This window comes from Dyadobacter subterraneus, assembly GCF_015221875.1.
Lineage (GTDB): Bacteria > Bacteroidota > Bacteroidia > Cytophagales > Spirosomataceae > Dyadobacter > Dyadobacter subterraneus.
Window position 1 is genome coordinate 2,513,632 of the sequence record NZ_JACYGY010000001.1, and the last position, 19,244, is coordinate 2,532,875.

13 protein-coding genes are annotated in these 19,244 nt (G+C 41.3%); 4 read left to right on the forward strand and 9 right to left on the reverse strand.

The annotated features are described in order from the left end of the window. Nucleotides 1-44: 44 nt before the first annotated feature. From IEE83_RS10375 to IEE83_RS10400, 6 genes are all read right to left on the reverse strand, one after another. On the reverse strand, nucleotides 45-1,415 hold the full coding sequence (locus IEE83_RS10375) for an enolase C-terminal domain-like protein (protein WP_228101761.1): 1,371 nt from the start codon (nucleotides 1,413-1,415) through the stop codon (nucleotides 45-47). An 85-nt stretch (nucleotides 1,416-1,500) separates the two neighbouring features. Beyond that, complete coding sequence (locus IEE83_RS10380; RefSeq protein WP_194120518.1) at nucleotides 1,501-3,738, reverse strand: outer membrane protein assembly factor BamB family protein; 2,238 nt, start codon at nucleotides 3,736-3,738, stop codon at nucleotides 1,501-1,503. Nucleotides 3,739-3,912: 174 nt separating this feature from the next. Continuing rightward, entirely contained in the window at nucleotides 3,913-5,646 is a 1,734-nt protein-coding gene (locus tag IEE83_RS10385) for a RagB/SusD family nutrient uptake outer membrane protein (protein ID WP_194120519.1), read from the reverse strand. 40 nt (nucleotides 5,647-5,686) lie between these two features. Then, a complete protein-coding gene (locus IEE83_RS10390) occupies nucleotides 5,687-9,139 on the reverse strand; it encodes a TonB-dependent receptor (protein WP_228101762.1) in 3,453 nt (1,150 codons plus the stop codon). Between the two features lie 189 nt (nucleotides 9,140-9,328). Further along, entirely contained in the window at nucleotides 9,329-10,414 is a 1,086-nt protein-coding gene (locus IEE83_RS10395; protein ID WP_194120520.1) for a FecR family protein, read from the reverse strand. A gap of 128 nt (nucleotides 10,415-10,542) precedes the next feature. Then, nucleotides 10,543-11,121, reverse strand: coding sequence for an RNA polymerase sigma factor (locus tag IEE83_RS10400; protein WP_194120521.1), 579 nt, complete (start codon nucleotides 11,119-11,121; stop codon nucleotides 10,543-10,545). A gap of 286 nt (nucleotides 11,122-11,407) precedes the next feature. Between IEE83_RS10400 and IEE83_RS10405 the strand changes: the two genes are divergently transcribed. After that, nucleotides 11,408-11,980 carry a YceI family protein gene (locus IEE83_RS10405; RefSeq protein ID WP_194120522.1) on the forward strand — a complete coding sequence of 191 codons (573 nt, stop codon included), beginning with the start codon at nucleotides 11,408-11,410 and terminating at the stop codon, nucleotides 11,978-11,980. 22 nt (nucleotides 11,981-12,002) lie between these two features. Next, nucleotides 12,003-12,575 (forward strand): NADPH-dependent FMN reductase, encoded by a 573-nt coding sequence (locus IEE83_RS10410; protein ID WP_194120523.1) that lies wholly within the window; start codon nucleotides 12,003-12,005, stop codon nucleotides 12,573-12,575. A 120-nt stretch (nucleotides 12,576-12,695) separates the two neighbouring features. On the opposite strand, the gene IEE83_RS10415 is transcribed toward IEE83_RS10410, so the two are convergent. Both IEE83_RS10415 and IEE83_RS10420 read right to left on the reverse strand, forming a co-directional pair. Further along, a complete protein-coding gene (locus IEE83_RS10415) occupies nucleotides 12,696-13,715 on the reverse strand; it encodes a cytochrome d ubiquinol oxidase subunit II (RefSeq protein WP_194120524.1) in 1,020 nt (339 codons plus the stop codon). A gap of 55 nt (nucleotides 13,716-13,770) precedes the next feature. Further along, a complete protein-coding gene (locus IEE83_RS10420) occupies nucleotides 13,771-15,096 on the reverse strand; it encodes a cytochrome ubiquinol oxidase subunit I (protein WP_194120525.1) in 1,326 nt (441 codons plus the stop codon). A gap of 296 nt (nucleotides 15,097-15,392) precedes the next feature. On the opposite strand from IEE83_RS10420, the gene IEE83_RS10425 reads away from it, so the two are divergent. Continuing rightward, the gene (locus IEE83_RS10425) at nucleotides 15,393-16,736 is read left to right on the forward strand and encodes a right-handed parallel beta-helix repeat-containing protein (protein WP_194120526.1); all 1,344 of its coding nucleotides are present in this window, start codon (nucleotides 15,393-15,395) and stop codon (nucleotides 16,734-16,736) included. A 4-nt stretch (nucleotides 16,737-16,740) separates the two neighbouring features. Further along, nucleotides 16,741-17,979, forward strand: a complete 1,239-nt coding sequence (locus tag IEE83_RS10430; RefSeq protein WP_194120527.1) for an alpha/beta hydrolase family protein — start codon at nucleotides 16,741-16,743, stop codon at nucleotides 17,977-17,979. A 77-nt stretch (nucleotides 17,980-18,056) separates the two neighbouring features. On the opposite strand, the gene IEE83_RS10435 is transcribed toward IEE83_RS10430, so the two are convergent. Continuing rightward, nucleotides 18,057-19,049, reverse strand: coding sequence for a 3-hydroxyacyl-CoA dehydrogenase family protein (locus IEE83_RS10435; protein ID WP_194120528.1), 993 nt, complete (start codon nucleotides 19,047-19,049; stop codon nucleotides 18,057-18,059). Between the last annotated feature and the right edge of the window lie 195 nt (nucleotides 19,050-19,244).

The window sequence follows — 19,244 nt, forward strand, 5'->3', positions numbered from 1 at the left end:
TCCTTTCCTTAACTCTGGGGCCCTCTGTGTAACCTAACAACAAACTAAGGCCTGATGATCGTGCCGTCGAATTTACGAACTTGCCAGTTTGATTTGGTTGTTATCGGGTATTTGGCCGCTTCTTTTTCATTGATATCAACGCCTAGTCCCGGCGCTTCATTCACAGACATATAGCCGTTTTTCATTGTCGGGCAACCGGAGAAAATGGCCTGGGTTTTATCGTTAAAACTTACTGCTTCCTGAATTCCGAAATTCCAGATGGCCAGGTCAATGTGCGCGTGAGCGGCATGTCCAACCGGAGAAACATCACCTGGACCGTGCCAGGCCGTTTTTACATTAAACCATTCTCCCAGCCGCGCCACTTTCATAGCAGGCGTAATACCACCAATCTGCGAAACGTGACAGCGGATGTAATCAAATAGCTGGTTGGCCATCGGATCGCGGAATTCGTTGACATTGTTAAACAATTCTCCCATCGCGATCGGTACGGTTGTGCTCTGGCGAAGTTGTTTGAACCAGCCCATATTTTCCGGAGAAAACGGATCTTCGATGAAAAATGGACGGTATTCTTCGACGGCTTTGATCATGTTGATCGCATCCATCGGCTGAACCCTTTCATGCACGTCATGAAGCAGTTCCACTTCATCGCCACATTTTTTGCGTACTACTTCAAAAAGTTTTGGAACTGATTTCAGGTAAGCGCGCTCATTCATAAAACTGTCACCTTCTCCACCAAAACCAGCGGCTTTGAAATCCGGCTTTTGTTCCGTGCTGCCAACGGCTCCATATCCGCCCTGCTGAATCCGTACATATTTAAAACCTTTATCCATAATTTCCTGAGCATTATCGGCCGTTGCTTCCGGCGAATTTCCATTGGCATGCGTATAACATGGAATTGCAAAACGCACTTTTCCGCCAAGTAATTGATAGACAGGCATGTTGGCGCGTTTTCCTTTTATATCCCAGAGTGCTTCATCCAGTCCGCTTAATGCATTATTCAACACAGGGCCATTTCTCCAATATGAACTTACATAGGTCGATTGCCACATATCTTCAATATTGTCGACATCCTTGCCGGTACAAAATTCATTCAAATATGTATTGATAGCAGTTACCACAGAAACAGCACGTTGCGTAAAAGTGGCGCAGCCCAATCCGTACAAACCAGGTTCGGTGGTTTCAACTTTTACCACAATTAAGTTAGAGCCTTGCGGAGCGGTTGCAATCGCTTTTACGCTTTTTATTTTGATCGGAGCCAGACCTTTTTGATAAGCCGGAGTGCTGTAATGCTCTCTTGCGTGGGCCTGTGAATTTTCTCCAAACAGACTTAATAATCCAGCTGTTGATCCCGCTGCAATCATTCGCAGGGTATCACGGCGGTTAAAATCGGAATTATCTTTTTTGTTTTTAAACATCAGTAATGGGTTTATTGGTTTGGCGAAAGGTTGGTCCAAAAGTTATGTTTTAGTTATTATTTGTTCAATGATTTTTTGAATGAATTTAAGGTAATGCAAAAGCAATGTAGGAACCACCCGGTTTATGTCCGTTTTTAGCACCTCCGGCTGCGATCACCACATATTGTTTTCCATTAACCTGATAAGTAATGGGCGTTGCAAAACCACCGGCAGGAAGCTGATATTCCCAGACCAATTTTCCTGTTTTCTTGTCAAAAGCACGGATTCTTTCATCTTTGGTCGCAGCGATAAAAACCAGTCCGCCGGCTGTGACGATTGGCCCGCCATAATTTTCAGTACCGGTTATGGGAATACCTTTTTTCGTAAGTTCCGGAAATTCTCCGAGAGGAACTCTCCACAAATATTCACCTGTATTAAGATCAATGGCATTCAGGGTTCCCCATGGCGGTTTGATAGCCGGGTAACCATTCTGGTCAAAAAATCTCGTCCAGCCGTTGTTGATATAAGGCGGAATGTATGGAAAATCAGATTTTTTGGTTGCCATTTCCGGTGCAGCTGTCGCGCTGTGATTATCTGTGGAGGCAACAGTTTTGTTATCAATATCAAGCAGGAAATTGACAATTGCTTCACGCTCTTTGTCTGGAATATGCTGAAAAGATGGCATTCTGCCTCGACCGCTTTTGATAATTGTATTAATATCTTCTTTCGAAAGACGACTTCCAATACTGACCAGATTTGGATATTCCTGTCCGCTTCCCATGCGGTCTGCGCGGTGACAGGCGGCACAATTGCGCATGTAAAGAGACTTTCCGGTAATTCCTTCATCCGCATTTGGTACTTTATAATCGAGCATTTTTAAATCCCAAACCATTTCGTTTCCATTTTGGTAAAGAATTCCATCAGGATCGGCCGCATTTCCTCCCCATTCAGCGCCACCACCAATGCCCAGATACAGCGTTCCTTCTTTACTTGGTGGCATATATTTATTTCCGGAACGGCTCTGATCAAATTTTGCTTTGACAAAAGCAGTTGCTTCGGGAGAAATATTTGTGATTTCATTTTCGGTAAAAACCTGACGGGAAAAAGGTGCCGGTTTTGTAGGATAAGGTTGCGTCGGCCAAGGATGTTCGCCGGGAAGTTTATAATTCGCGGCCGCAGAACGTTCTTCTACTGGAAATAAGGGAAGTCCGGTATCACGGTCAAACAGAAATAACAAACCGTCTTTTGTAGCCTGAGCCACTGCATCAACCAATTTCCCTTTGTTTTTGACCCGAACCAGATTCGGCTGACAGGAAATATCCCGGTCCCATAAATCATGATGAACCGTTTGATAATACCAGTTTAATTTCCCGGTTTCTGCATTCAAAGAAATCACGCAGTTGGCGTAAAGATTTTTTCCTTCTCTGTCCACACCATAAAAATCAACGGATGGTGAGCCCGTTCCAAAATAGACCGCGCCTCTTTTTTCATCCAACACCATACCGGCCCAGTTGTTGGCACCGCCCATTTTTTTCCAGGCATCCTTTGGCCATGTTTCATAACCTTTTTCTCCCGGCTGGGGAATGGTATGAAAAACCCATTTCAATTTTCCGGTTTTAATATCGAAACCACGAATACTTCCAGGAGCAGCGTCACCATACTCGGATACCCTAGAACCAATTACAAGTACATCTTTATAGATCACACCCGGACTGGTAGCATCAACCGACATTTTACTTTTATCCCTGTCAAGATTGTCAGAAGTGCCTTCCCGCAGATCAACGATACCGTTTTCTCCAAAACTTTCAACCGGTTTTCCTGTGGCAGCATTAAGTGCAAAAAGTTGGGGGCCAGCGGTATACAAAATGCGTTTGTCGTTACCACTTGCCCAGTACATCACCCCGCGACTTACATGGAATCTTGGTGTTTTGTCTTTGAAGGGATCAAATCTCCAGAGTTCCTCACCGGTATCTGCTTTTAATGCAAAAAGATTCAGATTGGGAGTAGTTCCGTATAAAACACCGTCGATTACAATAGGTTGACACTGGATTTCCATCTGCCGTTTTGGTGCAGGACTTCCTTGCTGTCTTTTGACCGCGTCATATTGCCAGGCAACTTTAAGCGAAGCAACATTTTGAGTGTTAATCTGATCAAGAGGGGAGTAACGGTTTCCAGCTTTGTTTCCTCCATAACTGGGCCAGTTGTTACCAGTTTCACCTTCGGTAATTATTTTATCCTCACTTACAAATGAAATGCAAATAGCTGACAGACAAAGTATACCAACTATGAGCAGTGATAAGTTTTGATAATTTTTTCCACGAACATTAACAAAAAAATGGGTCATAAAACAATTATCATTTATTCATTTCCGGGTTAATAAAGTGCTCCCTTATTAAATCAAAAAATATACTTAAGCTGCTTTGGGTTAGTTTATTACCACAGGAAATAACAGTTACAATTTTGATTTTTAAATTTGAAACCAGATCAGGCTGACGGCTGATCTGGTTTCTTTATTTATTTAATAACCAGGATTTTGCTTCATATTTACATTCGCATTAAGTTCGTTGATCGGAATTGGCTGTGCATAGTCGCTGGCATCGTTCCACTGGATATTTCCACCACGAATTTTTTGATAATATGCAGCTTCCTTTGGACCGATTTTCCACCGGCATACGTCATACCACCATCCGGCTTCTCCAAACAATTCTGCCCATCGCTCGTATTTCAAAGGGTCGTTTTTGAGGACATCATCGGTCGCTTTTGTGGCGGCGGTGAGACTGGCATAATCCACGGCTGATGGAGTATTGACTGGCAAATTATATGCTCGCCGGTGGACTTTATTGATATATTCCAAGGCCGTGGCATTGTCACCCGTATGCGTAAGTGTTTCAGCATAAAGCAAATACATGTCCGCCATGCGCAGCCAGAGGATATTATTGCCATTGGCCATATTCACCTCAGCCTCCGTTCCGGTAATATTTGTGTATTTCCGGAAACTCCATGCTTCCATGTCCGTTTCTGTAATATCAAGATAGTGTGAAATTGGTTTTTTAACACCATTAACAACCATGGAATCCACATACGGCTGCTGACAGGCTACCCACAACCTCGGATCGACTGTTTTGGCATTACGGGCAGCAATGGATCTGGTTATATAAGACTGATCAACATTGGCAATGTTTGCCGTTGTTACACCAGCAGGAAAATAGTGTCCAAGATTAAATCCAAAACGCGTAAGATTTTTTGCATGCGGAAATACATTTGACCAGGCAGAAGCCGCTGCGGCCCCGGTTGGTCCAACGTATGTTGGCGCTATAACCATCCCGATACTGCAACCCATCGACAAATCATTCGTACCGGTATAAGTCAAATCAACATTGAAATTCAATTCATACAAGGATTCTGCATTGAATTCATTTTGTCCGTTGAACATCGTTTTGTAAGTATCAAAAGGGACAAGCGATTTTCCACTGTTGGTAATTACATCGTTCAGGTAGGTTTTGGCATCTGCCCAGTCCTGCGTAAAAACATACACCTTGGAAAGGAATGCTTTTACTGCCCAGATGCTTACTTTATGTTTGTCGGCCGTGTTCGTCCAGGTTTTTCCAGCAAGAAGTGTTTCAGAAGCTTTAAGATCACTGATAATAAAATCCCAGCATTCTTTGACCGTATTTCGGGAAACCTGTGTTTCAGCCAAACTTGCTGAGGTAGTAGTCAGGATGGGAACGCCCATTTTTTCTCCCCCTGCACCATTTACGATAAAGGTTTCGCCCCAGGCGGTTGTGAGATGGAAATAGAAAAATGCACGAAGGAAAAGGGTTTGTCCTTTGATCAAATCTACATTCGGGATATCGGTTGCGGATGCTTTGGCTCTGTACGTTTCAATAGCAGCCAAAAGTGTGTTGCAGCGTTGAACGCCACGCCACGCATCAGTCCACGTATTTTGCAGGAAGGGATAACTGGAAACTGAATTATTCTGGGAAAGTCCGATCCAGTCCGGTGATCCCTGCCAGCTAAGATCGGCCGTGTGATCCCACATCCAGGTATGTTTCACGAGCATATGATGACCATACATACCAGATGCATGCTGGGTTCCATAAACACCTGTAAGCAGCTGTTCAAGGTCAGAAACCGAGTTTGGATAACTGGCTACAGAAATGGCTCCGGCGTTATCAACGTTTACAAAATCGTCAGAGCAGGATGCCAAACCTATCAGAAAGGCAAAGAGGAAAAGCTTTTGTATTATTTTCATTTTGGAAATATCGTTTTCGGTTACTTATAATACTGGCCCCTTAAAAAGTCAAATTGATACCCAGAGAGTAGAGCGCCGTCCGTGGATAAGAGTAGATCGCATCAATACCTCTTCCGGTAGTACCATTCCGGCCTAGTACCTCAGGATCAAGTCCTGAATACTTTGTGAAAGTCAGCAGATTTTGTCCTTGCAGGTATATTTTCAGATCCGAAATGTGCAAAGCCTGAAGTGCGCTTTTGGGAATGTTATAACCGATCTGTAAATTTCTCAGTTTTAAGAAAGATCCGTTTTCAATGGCAAAGGAAGAAATACGCGTATAGTTCGAGTTAGGGTCACGCACATAAGTTCCGTCGGGCGCTTTGTATCCGATTCGTGGCTGGTTGGTTAAGCCGTTACCATTGAAAAATGACGTGTTGAAAATATCCTTGGTAGTGTTGTAATCACCCACAAAAAACTGTGTGTAATATTTATTACCATTGAAAACATCTACACCTTGTACGCCCTGAAATAATGCAGTGACTTCAAATCCTTTCCAGCCTGCGTTCAGCGTAAGACCATAGGTCATTTTGGGCCATGGATTTCCAATGAAAGTTTTGTCGGCAGTGGTTATTTTTCCGTCGCCGTTTACATCTTTAAAATGAAGATCTCCCGCACCAGTTGCCGCTGCCTGATAATATACCCCGCTTGCGCCGCCTGCTGCCTGCTGTGCCTTTTCATTAAGTGCCTGAACTTCTGCATCTGTTTTGAAAATTCCTTCTACTTTATAACCATAAAACTGGCTCATTGGCTGTCCGGCCTGCGTACGAGCTACGACACTTTCCAGATAATCCCCGGCAGAACCGTCATTGATCGGATTGTTATTTGTGCCGTCTAGTTTCTTGACAAGGTTTCTGTTGAAAGAGGTGTTAACCGTAATTCCATATGTAAAAGCACCTTTTTTACCACGATAATCGGCAGCAATTTCAAGCCCTTTATTACTCATTTTACCTATGTTTGTGAAAACCGATGTCGTACTGAAACCTGCTGAACTTGGCACCGGAACCTGGTAAATCATGTCTTGAGTCTGGCGGCTATACCAGTCAACAGTAACATTCAGGGCATTTTTCAAAAAGCCTACGTCCAAACCGATGTCTGTCTGAAGCACTGATTCCCATTTGATATTCTGGTTAGCAAGCTGGGCTGTCAGTGAGTAACCTTTCGACCGTGTTCCATCTGGTAATCCCTGCGCGTTTGTTCCGCCCGAACCTCCATAAGAAGCCTGATAGGTATATTGCGGAATATTGCTGGTACTTCCCAGTTTACCATAACTTGCTCTTACTTTAAGGTTAGAAACATAAGTCAGGTTGTCGCGGATAAAAGCTTCTTCATTCATTTTCCAGCCAACAGAAGCTGAGGGGAAGACACCAAATTTATTGGTAGGGCCAAAACGGTCGGAACCATCGCGGCGAATTGTGGCGGTCACCAGGTACTTATCAGCAAATGCGTAGTTAAGACGGCCGAATTGAGAAAGCAGACGCGTCTGCGGCAGATCACCTCCGCTTGCTACATAGCTGCTTGGGTTATTAGTAAGTCCAAGATTGTACGTCACATAAGGAAATCCACGTGCCTCTGCATGCAATGAACTTTTATCAGACTTGTACGCTTCATAACCCGCCATGGCTTTCACTTCATGTTTACCAAAATTTTTTGTATAGGTAAGTACAAAGTTGGCGGTAAGGTTTTTGGTACTGTTGTTGTCTTTGCTTAAAAAAGCTGTGTGGTTTGCGACCGTACCATAATCGTAAGCTTCATTGAATCTGTAATTATTATCGTTGTAATAGGAGAGCCCAACGGTTGAACGGAGATTTAGACCTTTAATAATTTCCAGATCGGCATATAAATTTCCTTCCAGAGCGTAAGTTCCATTTTGCATATGGTTCTGATATTCCTGGCCCACAAGGTTTGGACCGGTAAAAAATGTTCCGGTTTTAGCCCAGCCGCCGTACGTATTGGTCGGATCGTAAATGCCAACAACGGGTGCAGAACGGAAAGGAAACGTATTACTTACCATCGGATTGGTTTTTGTAGCCCAGGCATACAAAGTTTCGCCGACTTTCAGTTTCCTGCTGATTTTGAAATCAGTATTGGAGCGAAGACCGTAACGTTCGAAATAGTTATCGATCATCGTACCGCCTTCACGTTGGTAATTTGCCGATAAATAATAGTTGGTTTTGGCCGTTGCCCCAGACATGGAAAGAGAATAACTTTGTTCTTTTGCATTGTTATACAGATCTTTAACCCAGTCGTTGTCAGGAAGCGTACTTGGATCACCCCAACTGCTGGTAGCCACACCGAATGCCGATTTCGCTTTGATGTAATCTGCTGTATTCAGCATATTATAAAGATTCAACGGCTTTCGGACACCGTAATAGGCATTAAAATTAATTGTCATTTTATCCAGCGTTTTTCCACGCTTCGTTGTAACCAAAACAACGCCACCAGCTGCCTGGGCTCCATAAATAGCTGCCGCACTGGCATCTTTCAGGATTTCAATGGATTCAATATCCTGCATATTAAAATTGCTTCCGGCCGACATCCGGATTCCATCCACGATATACAAAGGCGACATACCTCCGATAGAACCAACACCACGTATAACAATGTCCGAACTTGAACCAGGCGCGCCATCATTTCTTGTAACCTGCACACCAGCCGCACGACCTTGCAGTGCTTCGGTAACACTTCGTACAGGAAGATTTTTGACGTCCTCAGCCTTCACAGACGACACTGAACCTGTCAGATCTGAACGCTTTTGAGTACCATAACCTACCACGACAACTTCGGACAATGCCTTTACATCCGATTTCAGCAAAACCTGCAAACTGGAACGGTTTCCAACCAGAATTTCCTGCGATTCATAACCTACAAAACTGAAAACAAGAACTGATTCCGGGCCGGGAACTGTAATCTCGAAATTTCCTGTGGCATCGGCTGTGGTTCCCTGCGATGTCCCTTTCAACACAATACTGACTCCGGGAAGTGGTTCCTTTGTGTCCGCAGAAGCTATTGTTCCTTTTAGGAAAACCTCGCGGGAATGCAGATAGGGCAGTGGAGCCAGTGTTTCCAGATTATCAGCACGTACGGGTGCTACGGCGGTTTTTTTGTTTAGTATAATGTAGTTTCCGGATACTGTATATTTGATTTGTAAAGGAATAAGCAGTTTTTCCAATACCGCGTCCAGTCGCTGGTTATTTGCGGAAATACTGACCTTCTGCTTTTGGACAAGAGAAGGGATATATGAAAATCTTACCTTTGTTGTTTTTTCGATGGAACTAAGAACGGTTTTTAATTCTTCCTCATCCGCCTTAATGGAAATGGGACGCTTCAAAAGTTCCTGTGCCAACCCATCCTTGGCAAAGGAAAGGCCGGTAAATAAAAGCGAGACTAAAAAGGGTACCAGGGTAACTTTCATCGCTGTCACTAAATAATTTAGCGGAATACTATTTTTTTTCATAAATTTCGATGGTTTTGGGTACGACAAATCACAAAGCTCTCTCTGGCTCCATGTTCTGGAGCATCATGCCTTGCTTGGAAATCAGGGAGTTACAAATCCGGTAATGCTGAACCCATTATCGGATTTTCTTTAAAAGGATTATTTTTCTTGCATAGATTTAAGTGGTTAAAGGGTTAAAAAAGGATGGTGTTACTGGCAGCCTTCACTGGTGATAATTACCTGTCCGTCGCTAATCCGGTAACTGGCGCCGATTGTCTGGCAGATGATATCCAGCTTGGTAAAGAAAGGCTCGTCATTTAATTTTACTCTGAGGAAACATTTATTCATAATGGTATTATCATAGACAAAAGGAATTCCATATACCTTTTCAAGTGTTGAAAAAACAGATGAAATGGGCTTGTTTTCAAAATTGAAATCTGGTTTTGCATCAATCTTAACCAGTGCAAGCGGGATTTCAATAATGGATTTTGATATCAGATTGTCTTTGGCAGAGAAAGTAGCCTGTTGATTCGGTGTGAGCAGTAATTCGGTATTTCGTTTTTTCTGATTGTTGACATCTTTCATGGCAACCACCGACACACGGCCGCTTCTTACCAGTACTTCAACATTTTCGCCAGATGCTTTTACTAAAAAACAGGTACCGACCACGCGTGTGAGAAGTCCGTTGGCGTAAACAAAAAATGGGTTCTGCACATCCTTGGTTACTCTGAAAAAGGCTTCTCCGGAAAGAAAAACTTCTCTTTTTTTATTTATGACAAAAGGCTGAGCATAACTGATCTTGCTTTTTGGTGTCAATTCAATAATGCTGCTATCTGGCAAAGTTATTTTCAAGGATTTATCCGTTGTATTTACGATTTCCTTCAACGGAACGGGATTCTCCGTCACATAGGCGTTGTATGTAAAAGGTTGTGGAGAAGGTTTTATTCCCCGCCAGGTCAGCCAGCCGATTCCCAAGGCTAAAACAACAGTTGCTGCCGCCGTCCACCATTTCCAGTTCACGGTTGCAACTTTATATTCTGGTATTGACTCCTGTTCGGTACTTTTTAGAATACGTGAAATCTGAAATTCGATTTCGTCGTTGGTAAGTGCAGAATTTTGTTTGCGCCAGGTCAGAATCAGGTCCTTGGCCTGTAAAATGATGGCTTGTTTCTCGGGATATCGCTGGCTGATATCGATCCAGAGTTCATCCAGGCGTACATCCTCACCGAGTACCCAATTTCTAAAAGAATCGTCGAGTAGAAAATCTTCAAGATTGTAATTTTTATATTCTTTCATATCAGAGCACAAAAAACAACGAGCTTACATTAGTATAATCTCAATTGTACCCGGATATCATCAAAAAATCTTGAAAAAATTTAATAAAAATGAAAAATAAATTGAAGGTGAAGTTATATGTTTGATTATCAGAACAGTAAGAATAGAATAATAATCATGCAAAGCAGGGAGAGCCATTTTTCCCGAAACAATTTTAACGATTGGTGAAGCAGATTTGAAACCGCAGGACGGGATATTGCCATGACGACAGCTATTTCGTCGTTGGACAGATTTTCGTAAAATTTAAGATGGATGATTTCCTGCTGGCGACGGGTAAGTGTGTGCATAATGTGATGTATCCTGTGCTCATTTTCTAAGGTAGCATCTGTTGAAATAATCTTTATATCCACAGCATCCTCCGACATTATTGCCTCTTCCTGCCAGTCTTCTATGGTAACAAGCAAATCAGATCTTTGTTTTTCTTTAAAAATCCGGTTGCGCAGGCTTGTTAAAAGATAGGGTTTGATATGATCTGTATTTCCAATAGAAGCTCTTCTCTCCCAAAGTGAAGTGAAAAGATCATGTATGCAGTCTTTTAGCATATCAGGATCATGCATGATTTTTCTGCCATACTCAAATAATGGCCGATAATATATTCTAATCATTGATTCAAAGGCCGTGCGGTCTCCCTCTTTAAATCTTTGCCAGAGCAACGTATCCTTTTCCATCACTTTATTAGAATAAATTTAAAAACTCTGCATCTTACTTTGTCAAAACATTTCCTTTAAATTATTACAAAATAAAAGGGTAGGTAACTTTAATTTTACTCGTCTAAGATTTATAATTTAAATGTTTGAGAAGTAAAATGTTACATTACATGAAACATCTTCTTTTTGTACTTTGCATCGCGAAATGAATCATTTTCAATTTATATCAGATGGAATAGTAATAAATTGTTAACAGGCTTTTATTTAAATTTATCACCTAATCAAAACAATTAAACTTCATGTCATTATGAAAAGAATTTCCCTTGTTCTCTTGTTGTCAGTTTTTTCGCTTGCCGGTTTTGCACAAACTACATGGAAATCTGATAAGGCACATTCGCAGCTTAAATTTGACATTACGCATATGGGCGTATCCACAGTTTCAGGAGCTTTTACTGATTTTGATGCGACCATTAAATCATCCAAACCTGATTTCAGTGACGCGGTTTTTGAATTGACCGGCAAAACAGCATCCATCAACACTGGTATTGACAAAAGAAATGACCACCTTAAATCGGCTGACTTTTTCGATGCGACGGCTAATCCTGAACTGAGTTTCAAAAGCACTTCGGTTAAAAAGACAGGAAATGATAAATATCAATTAACCGGCGACCTTACGCTTCACGGCGTTACCAAACCGGTAACCCTGGAACTTTGGTACCGTGGAACGGTTACCAATCCGATGAACAAAAAGCCTGTTGCAGGATTTCGCGCAACTGGTACGATCAAACGTGCTGATTTTGCGCTCGGTACAAAATTTGCTCCTCCTATGTTAAGTGAAGAGGTTAGTATCACAGCAGATGGTGAATTTGGACAGCAATAATTTGTAACGTTAAGCCTTATTTATGTACAATTTGAAAATTATTTCGTCAACAGTGCGGCCCGGAAGAAAAGGTCCGCTGGTGGCGGCCTGGATTACCGAGGTTGCCAAAAAGCACCCGGATTTCAATGTTGAACTCCTTGATCTTGGGGAAATAAAATTGCCGATGATGGATGAAGCCAACCATCCGGTGATGAAAAAATATGAACATGCCCATTCCAAAAAATGGAGCGCAACCATTGAAGAAGCCGATGCTTTTATTTTTGTAACGGCTGAATATGACTTCAATTATCCCGCACCGTTGCGAAATGCGCTGGAATATCTTTATCATGAATGGGGATACAAAGCAGCAGGGATTGTCAGTTATGGCGGTTTATCAGGAGGCACAAGATCAGCCAATAGTTTGAAAGGGGATCTTTCTACTTTTAAAATTGTACCTATTTACGATGCGGTAAATTTCCCGATGTTTACGCAGCATATCACCGATGAAGGTGTGTTTTCGCCGGGAGAATCATCGTATAAAGCAGCTGAGGCTATGCTCAAAGAATTGTTGAGATGGACAAAAGGGCTTAAAATTATTAAGGAAGATAAAGGCTGAAATTACAATGGTTCGTTTTTGTTAAAAATCTTCTTCCAATAGTATCATCAAAAAAGTCAGGCTTTCAAGCCTGACTTTTCTGGTTTTATAATCGTTACATTTTTTAGTCAAATTGAAATATTAATCCGTCGCATAATCGACTTTCTTCTTTTGAAAGCTGTAAATGAGATAAAATAAAGCTGGCAGAATAAAAATACTTCCAATCAATAATGCCATGGCAAGCGCCTCAATTGTTTTTTCATGACCGCTATGTTCGATCAGTGAAAGATATCCACCATTTTTCAAAATTACAATGTTGGGATAATGACGATAGGTGGTCGTTAAAAGAATCATGGTAACCTGAAATCCAGCCAGAATACGAAGGATATTTGCTTTGCCTTTGTACATCAGATACCAGAGCACTGCCAGGGAAAGCGTAGCTGCGGTGATAGCGATGATGCCGACAATATTGCCAAATACCCAATCGATCAAAGGAATATCTTCTATCAGCGAAGAAACAAAAACCAGTGAACCGCAAATGACAGCGGCAATATTAAAAGCCTTAGCCTTGCGGATAAAACGTAACCTGTCATGTTCATTATCAGTTTCCCCAATCAGAAAAACGGCTGCCAAAAAACCACAAATGGCTACTGTAAACAAACCGACAGAAACTGAAAACCAGTGCAGCCAGCTAAAAATGTAAGCGTCTAAAAAATTATCAGCTTTCAAATCAATATGCCCCGATACTGCACTTCCCGCAATAATGCCTAGAAAAAAGGGCGTGACAAAACTTGAATAGGCAAAAATCGGGTTATAAAGATCCTGCATATCGTCTTTCACGGCATCGTAATGTCTGAAAGTAAAAGCCGTTCCACGGGCGATAATTCCTAAAAGCATAATCGTTAAAGGAATATGCAGATAAACTGACATGGTGCTGTAAATGACCGGAAAACCGACAAACAATATTACAATGGCAATGATCAGCCACATATGATTAGCTTCCCAAATCGGACCAATGGCTTCGTAGAGCGTTTTTCTGGTCTGAATTTTATTGGCTTTCGAAGTAAAAAGCTCAATAATGCCCGCTCCAAAATCTGCTCCGCCCAGCAGCAGATAAAGCAGAATGGAAGTCCAGAGATATATGATGACTACGTATAACATGTTGTTAATGAGTGAGTGATTGAATTTTGGAATGGTAGAATGGTGGAGTGTCTGTCTATTTTTGTGCTCCTTCTGGTAAATCGTAGAGCTTGGGTACCATTTTGATTTGGCGGTATAACATGAAAATTACGATGGCTGCGAGCGAAAAGTACATGAGTGTAAACATATAAAAGGAGTATCCAATCCCCGGCATAGGCGTCACCGCATCCGCTGTGCGCATAACATTGTAAATAATCCAAGGCTGGCGACCAACTTCTGTAACCGTCCAACCGGCTTCAACTGCCAGAAATCCTAGCGGAGTGGCTGCTACGAAAAGTTTGAGGAGCCAGTCACTTTGGAGCCAGGTTTTCTTTTTCCAAAGCGCGAAAAAATATAAAAATGAAACCGCCATCATGGCCATTCCCAAACCGACCATAATTTGGAAAGCATAATGTGTAACAGGAACCGGCGGCTGATTTTTCTCCGGAAATTTATCAAGACCTGTAACTTCTGAGCTAAAATCACCATGCGCCATGAAACTGAGCAGACCAGGTATCTTGATTCCGTAATCTACTTTTTTGTTTTTTGGATCAGGAATTCCACCTATAACCAATCCGGCTGATTTTTCTGTGAAGAAATGTGCTTCCATCGCGGCCAGTTTTGCCGGCTGTCTTTTTGCTACATCTTTTGCAGAAATATCTCCGCTTAACGGTTGAAGAACGGCGGCTACACATCCAAAAACAGCCGCAATAGTAAATGATTTGGTATGGAAATAGACATTTTGTCTCCTGATAATCATCAGCGCATGAACACCGGCGACAGCAAACCCAGTAGCCGCAAAAGCAGCCAGCGACATATGCAGCGATTGTGAAAACCAGGCTTTGTTGAACATCGCTTTTATCGGGTCAACATTGATATATTGTCCGTCAACAAAATCAAAACCGGCCGGACTATTCATCCAGGCATTTGCAGCCACAACCAGGATTCCGGAAGCTAGTCCACTCACACCGACAATAACTCCTGTAAACCAGTGAAACCATTTGTTGAACCGGTCCCAGCCATATAAAAAGAATCCAAGGGCGATGGCTTCAATAAAAAAAGCAGTTCCTTCCAGAGAGAAAGGCATACCGAAAATTGGCCCTGCATGTTCCATGAATTTAGGCCAGAGAAGTCCCAGTTCAAAGGACAATACCGTACCTGAAACCGCGCCGGTTGCAAAGAAAATAGCAACGCCCTTGCTCCACGCTTTCGTTACATTTTTGTAAACAATTTTATCTGTTTTTAAATAATAGTAATGTGCCACTGCCATAAAAAACGGCATGACCATCCCGATACATGAAAATATAATGTGGAAGCCCAAAGAAAGGGCCATTTGGGATCTTGCAGCCAGGAAATTATCCATATTTGAGATGCAATAAGGTGAGTAAAACTAAGAAACATTCCTGTGACTGTTAAAAAGTAAATCTTTATAATTTTATATTTTTGATTAACATAAAAACAGATCATTGTCACTTACAGGAATCGCTTCAAAGCTACTCAACTCTGACCAGAAGAACCACTTATTTGATGAAAAAAACCAACATTTAATACAGCTTTTGCAGTAAGAAAAATGGATAACTTCTTTTAAAATAAAGTGATTGGATGGATTTGCTGATCTGAAAAAAATAGAATAAATCCTGAATTGAAATTATCTGGTTAATGCTGCGTTTTCGTCTAATTTTTTACTTTTTACTTGTGACTTTGCCTGCGATTTGTCAGGTTCAAAAAATATATGTTTCGCCAAATGGGCAGGATAAAAATACCGGGACAATTGACAAACCATTTAAAACTTTGAAGAAAGCGTTACTGGCGAGTGAAGCTTTTACCGGGAAAGCAGTAAGTATTCAATTGAGAAATGGTACTTATTATTTGCCAGAAACTATTGTGATCAAAGCCAATGGGAAACTTCCGGAAAAACTTGAAATAAAGCCTTTTGGAAAAGAAAAAGTAGTCATAAGCGCAGGAAGAAAGTTAAATCCGGACTGGCAGTTATTCAAAAATGGAATATACAGGACCAGTGTACCTCCCGATATTTCTTTTGAAAGATTATATGTCGACGGCATTTTACAAACCATGGCGAGATATCCAAATGCGGATACAACGGCAGGAATTTTTAATGGTACCGCTGAGGATGCAACTTATTATGTCCGGGTTTTAAGCTGGGGAAATCCGTTTGGCGGTTATGTGCATGCGCTTGATGAAAATAAAAAGGGAAGTCTGCATTATAAAATCACAGGTGTCGATGATACTGATAATGTGGAACTTGACGGTGGATGGCAATTCAATAAGCCGGTTCATCCCGATAAATCCATTCATTTTGTTGAAAACATTTTTGCGGAACTGGATAAACCAGGAGAATGGTATTTTGATAGATCACTCCATTTTTTGTATTTCCTTCCTAGTAAAAATACAAATTTATCAAAGGCAATGATTGAAGTTTCAAATCTGAAAAATAGTATCGAATTGCAAGGTTCCGCACAACATCCGGTTCGAAATGTAATTCTGGAAAACCTGGAATTCAGGCATAATGAACGCTCATTTATGGAAAGTAAAGAGGCCGTTTCGGGCAGCGATTGGAATGTTTACAGAGGAGGCGCCTTGCTTTTAAATGGTACTGAGACTTGCGCGATTAAAGGTTGCAGTTTTACTGATTTAGGCGGAAATGCAATCATGTTGTCCGGTTATAATAAAAACGATACAATAGCCAATTGTTTGGTCAGTTATGTTGGAGCAAGCGCGGTTTCTTTAATCGGAAATGATAAAGTTGAAACTGCTAATTCCAGGCAAATTTCTATCAGCAATAACATAATTCATCATACAGGAGAAATAGAAAAGCAGGGGAGAGGAATTCATCTTTCCAATGTCAGACAAATATCGATTTCGGGTAACAAGATTTATCATATTCCTGCTGACGCAATTAAAATTGACAAGGTTTCCAAGGAAGAAATTACTAATACAAACAACAAAATTTTCGATGAATTCATAGAAATAAATCTTCCGTAATATCATGAAAAAGCTTATTTTCTTTGTTGTGTTGAGCATTCAGTTTGTATATGCTCAAAAAAAATCGGTTCCTGTTATTGACGACAAGGTTATCAAAGTTGATACTTTGCTCTGGGATCTGAAAACTTTGAGTAAAGCGCCTGAAATTGAATGGATAAACAAAACTGGAAATGTCTATTCGCTATTTTATAAAGGAGTGGATTATAATGGAAAACCCACGCAGGTTTTTGCTTATTACTCAAATCCGGATCTGATTCTTGGTAAACCACAAAGTAAAACAAAGTTTCCGGGTGTGGTTTTGCTGCATGGAGGCGGCGGAAAGGCTTTTAAAGAATGGGTTGAAAAATGGGCTGCCGAGGGATATGCGGCAATTGCAATGGATTTTTCAGGAAAACAGGATGATGTAAAAGCCTACACAATGCCTGGGCCGGAACAGGGCGATCTGGATAAATTTCAAAAACTTGAAACGGGTAGTGATTTTAAAAATATGTGGACTTACCAAGCCGTGGCCAATGCAATACTAGCCCATTCGCTGCTGTTAAGTTTTCCGGAAGTGGAAATTTCCAAAACATGTTTGACCGGAATAAGCTGGGGCGGTTATCTTACTTGTCTGGTGGGAAGTCTGGACAATCGTTTCAAAGCAGCGGCTCCGGTTTATGGCTGTGCGTTTTATGATGAATCAGATATATTTAAAGTGCCTCTCGAAAAACTGTCGCCGGCGGTTAGAAAAAAATGGACGAAATATTTCGATCCGTCTTCTTATTTGGCTTACGCGAAACCGCAATTTTTGTTTGTCAACGGGAATAAAGACAGATTTTACAATGTTGTTCCGTACGATAAAACTTATAAACTTATTCCTGAGGCGCAGAGATCAATGTGTTTGATTCCTAATATGAATCACGGCCACGAAGCGGGTTGGGAACCGCATGAGATCCGTTATTTTTTTGAAAGTGTGATCGATCATGCACCTTCTTTGCCCAAAGTGAAACAGATTGTACAAAAAGATTCAGTCCTGAATGTTTCCTATTCTTCACCGGTTTCAATCTGGACTGCTGATTTTTATTACTCAAACGATACCACTTCATTAAATGAAACCCGTGTTTGGAGCAGCAAGAAAGTGCAGATTGATCCTAAGACAAAAACACTTTTCTGTCCTGTCCCAAAAGAAGGATTTAAGTATGGATTTTTCTATTTAAAAGATCACCGAAATATTTCGGCGTCCAGTGAATTTATTATTAAATGAAGTAGTAACGTCCATGGCAATAATCCTAAAAGGGTGATATTACCTATGGACATTACTTCTTTAATAGCTTATTAAAATTACTGATTTTGCTGTTGCTGCTGTTGTTTCAATTTCTGCTTAACGATATCAGCCGGATAACGTAAGGCGATTTCCCGAATCTCATAATTAAATTCAGAAAAAGTCTTTTCCCACATTTCTGCTTCGCCAGGTTCATAATCATAAAAACCTTTTGAATTTGAAATGCCGCGGCCTCCTTCTTCAACAATTTTAGAAATTAATTCAGGTACTTCCGGACTGTTGTGCAAGGTCGGTAACAAATTTTTCATCACTGTATGATATGCGGCAACTCCTGTTAAATCCATCCAACGGAAAATACCGACAAAAGTCATGAAATAGCCAGCATTGTTTCTGCAAGATCTGTCAACATCTTCAACCGTCGCATATCCATTTTCAACCAGATTTATCGCTTCACGGTACATGGCGTACATCAGTCGGTTGGTGATGAAACCTGCAATGTCTTTGCGTACCAGGATGGGTTCTTTTCCCCATTGGTGAGAAAGTTCATATAAATATTCTCCATATGAAATGTTGCTGTCATCACCACAAATCACTTCCAGAAAACGGGTTGTATGTGCAGGTTCTGTCCAGTGAAGACCAAGAAAACGTTCCGGATGCAGCGTGAGTTTTTGAAGTTTACTGATAGGAATAGCAGAAGTATTACTTACCAAAAGCGCGTCCGATGCAATAACCGCCTCGACTTTTTTATAGACGGATTCTTTGATATCGATGTCTTCAATCGTGCATTCGATGACAAGTTTGCTTGCGTATAATTCTGAATAATCTTCCGTGATCAGCAAATTGGCTAAATAGTAGTCGGTCGTATGCGGAATGATTTCATTTTTTACGGCTTTGTCCAAATGGTCAATAATTCGCTTTTTCGCAAACAAAAGATCGTTACTAATCGGAGCTAAGGCGACAACTGGGTGACCGGCAATCAGGAGGCAAGTGGCAATACTGCAACCCATCAGGCCAAGGCCGACAACAGCAACCGGAATTTCATTGGTATTCATATAAGGTTTAGGATAAAGTTTGGATAAAACCTCCTGACTAGGAGTGGTTCTTAAAGTTATTCATTACAAATTTGTTTTGCGACAATGGGAGATTTTTTTTCGAAAGAGATGGCATTTGGAAAATAGAAAATCGGCCATGTCTACGGCATTTTGTAAGTCGTAAATTGGTTTGTTTCCCCCGGAATGGAATTCCGG

Excerpts from the sequence above, each read along its gene's own strand:
- IEE83_RS10375 (WP_228101761.1), bottom strand. The coding sequence starts at position 1,415 with ATGTTTAAAAACAAAAAAGATAATTCCGATTTTAACCGCCGTGATACC.
- IEE83_RS10380 (WP_194120518.1), bottom strand. The coding sequence starts at position 3,738 with ATGACCCATTTTTTTGTTAATGTTCGTGGAAAAAATTATCAAAACTTA.
- IEE83_RS10385 (WP_194120519.1), bottom strand. The coding sequence starts at position 5,646 with ATGAAAATAATACAAAAGCTTTTCCTCTTTGCCTTTCTGATAGGTTTG.
- IEE83_RS10390 (WP_228101762.1), bottom strand. The coding sequence starts at position 9,139 with ATGAAAAAAAATAGTATTCCGCTAAATTATTTAGTGACAGCGATGAAA.
- IEE83_RS10395 (WP_194120520.1), bottom strand. The coding sequence starts at position 10,414 with ATGAAAGAATATAAAAATTACAATCTTGAAGATTTTCTACTCGACGAT.
- IEE83_RS10400 (WP_194120521.1), bottom strand. The coding sequence starts at position 11,121 with ATGGAAAAGGATACGTTGCTCTGGCAAAGATTTAAAGAGGGAGACCGC.
- IEE83_RS10405 (WP_194120522.1), top strand. The coding sequence starts at position 11,408 with ATGAAAAGAATTTCCCTTGTTCTCTTGTTGTCAGTTTTTTCGCTTGCC.
- IEE83_RS10410 (WP_194120523.1), top strand. The coding sequence starts at position 12,003 with ATGTACAATTTGAAAATTATTTCGTCAACAGTGCGGCCCGGAAGAAAA.
- IEE83_RS10415 (WP_194120524.1), bottom strand. The coding sequence starts at position 13,715 with ATGTTATACGTAGTCATCATATATCTCTGGACTTCCATTCTGCTTTAT.
- IEE83_RS10420 (WP_194120525.1), bottom strand. The coding sequence starts at position 15,096 with ATGGATAATTTCCTGGCTGCAAGATCCCAAATGGCCCTTTCTTTGGGC.
- IEE83_RS10425 (WP_194120526.1), top strand. The coding sequence starts at position 15,393 with ATGCTGCGTTTTCGTCTAATTTTTTACTTTTTACTTGTGACTTTGCCT.
- IEE83_RS10430 (WP_194120527.1), top strand. The coding sequence starts at position 16,741 with ATGAAAAAGCTTATTTTCTTTGTTGTGTTGAGCATTCAGTTTGTATAT.
- IEE83_RS10435 (WP_194120528.1), bottom strand. The coding sequence starts at position 19,049 with ATGAATACCAATGAAATTCCGGTTGCTGTTGTCGGCCTTGGCCTGATG.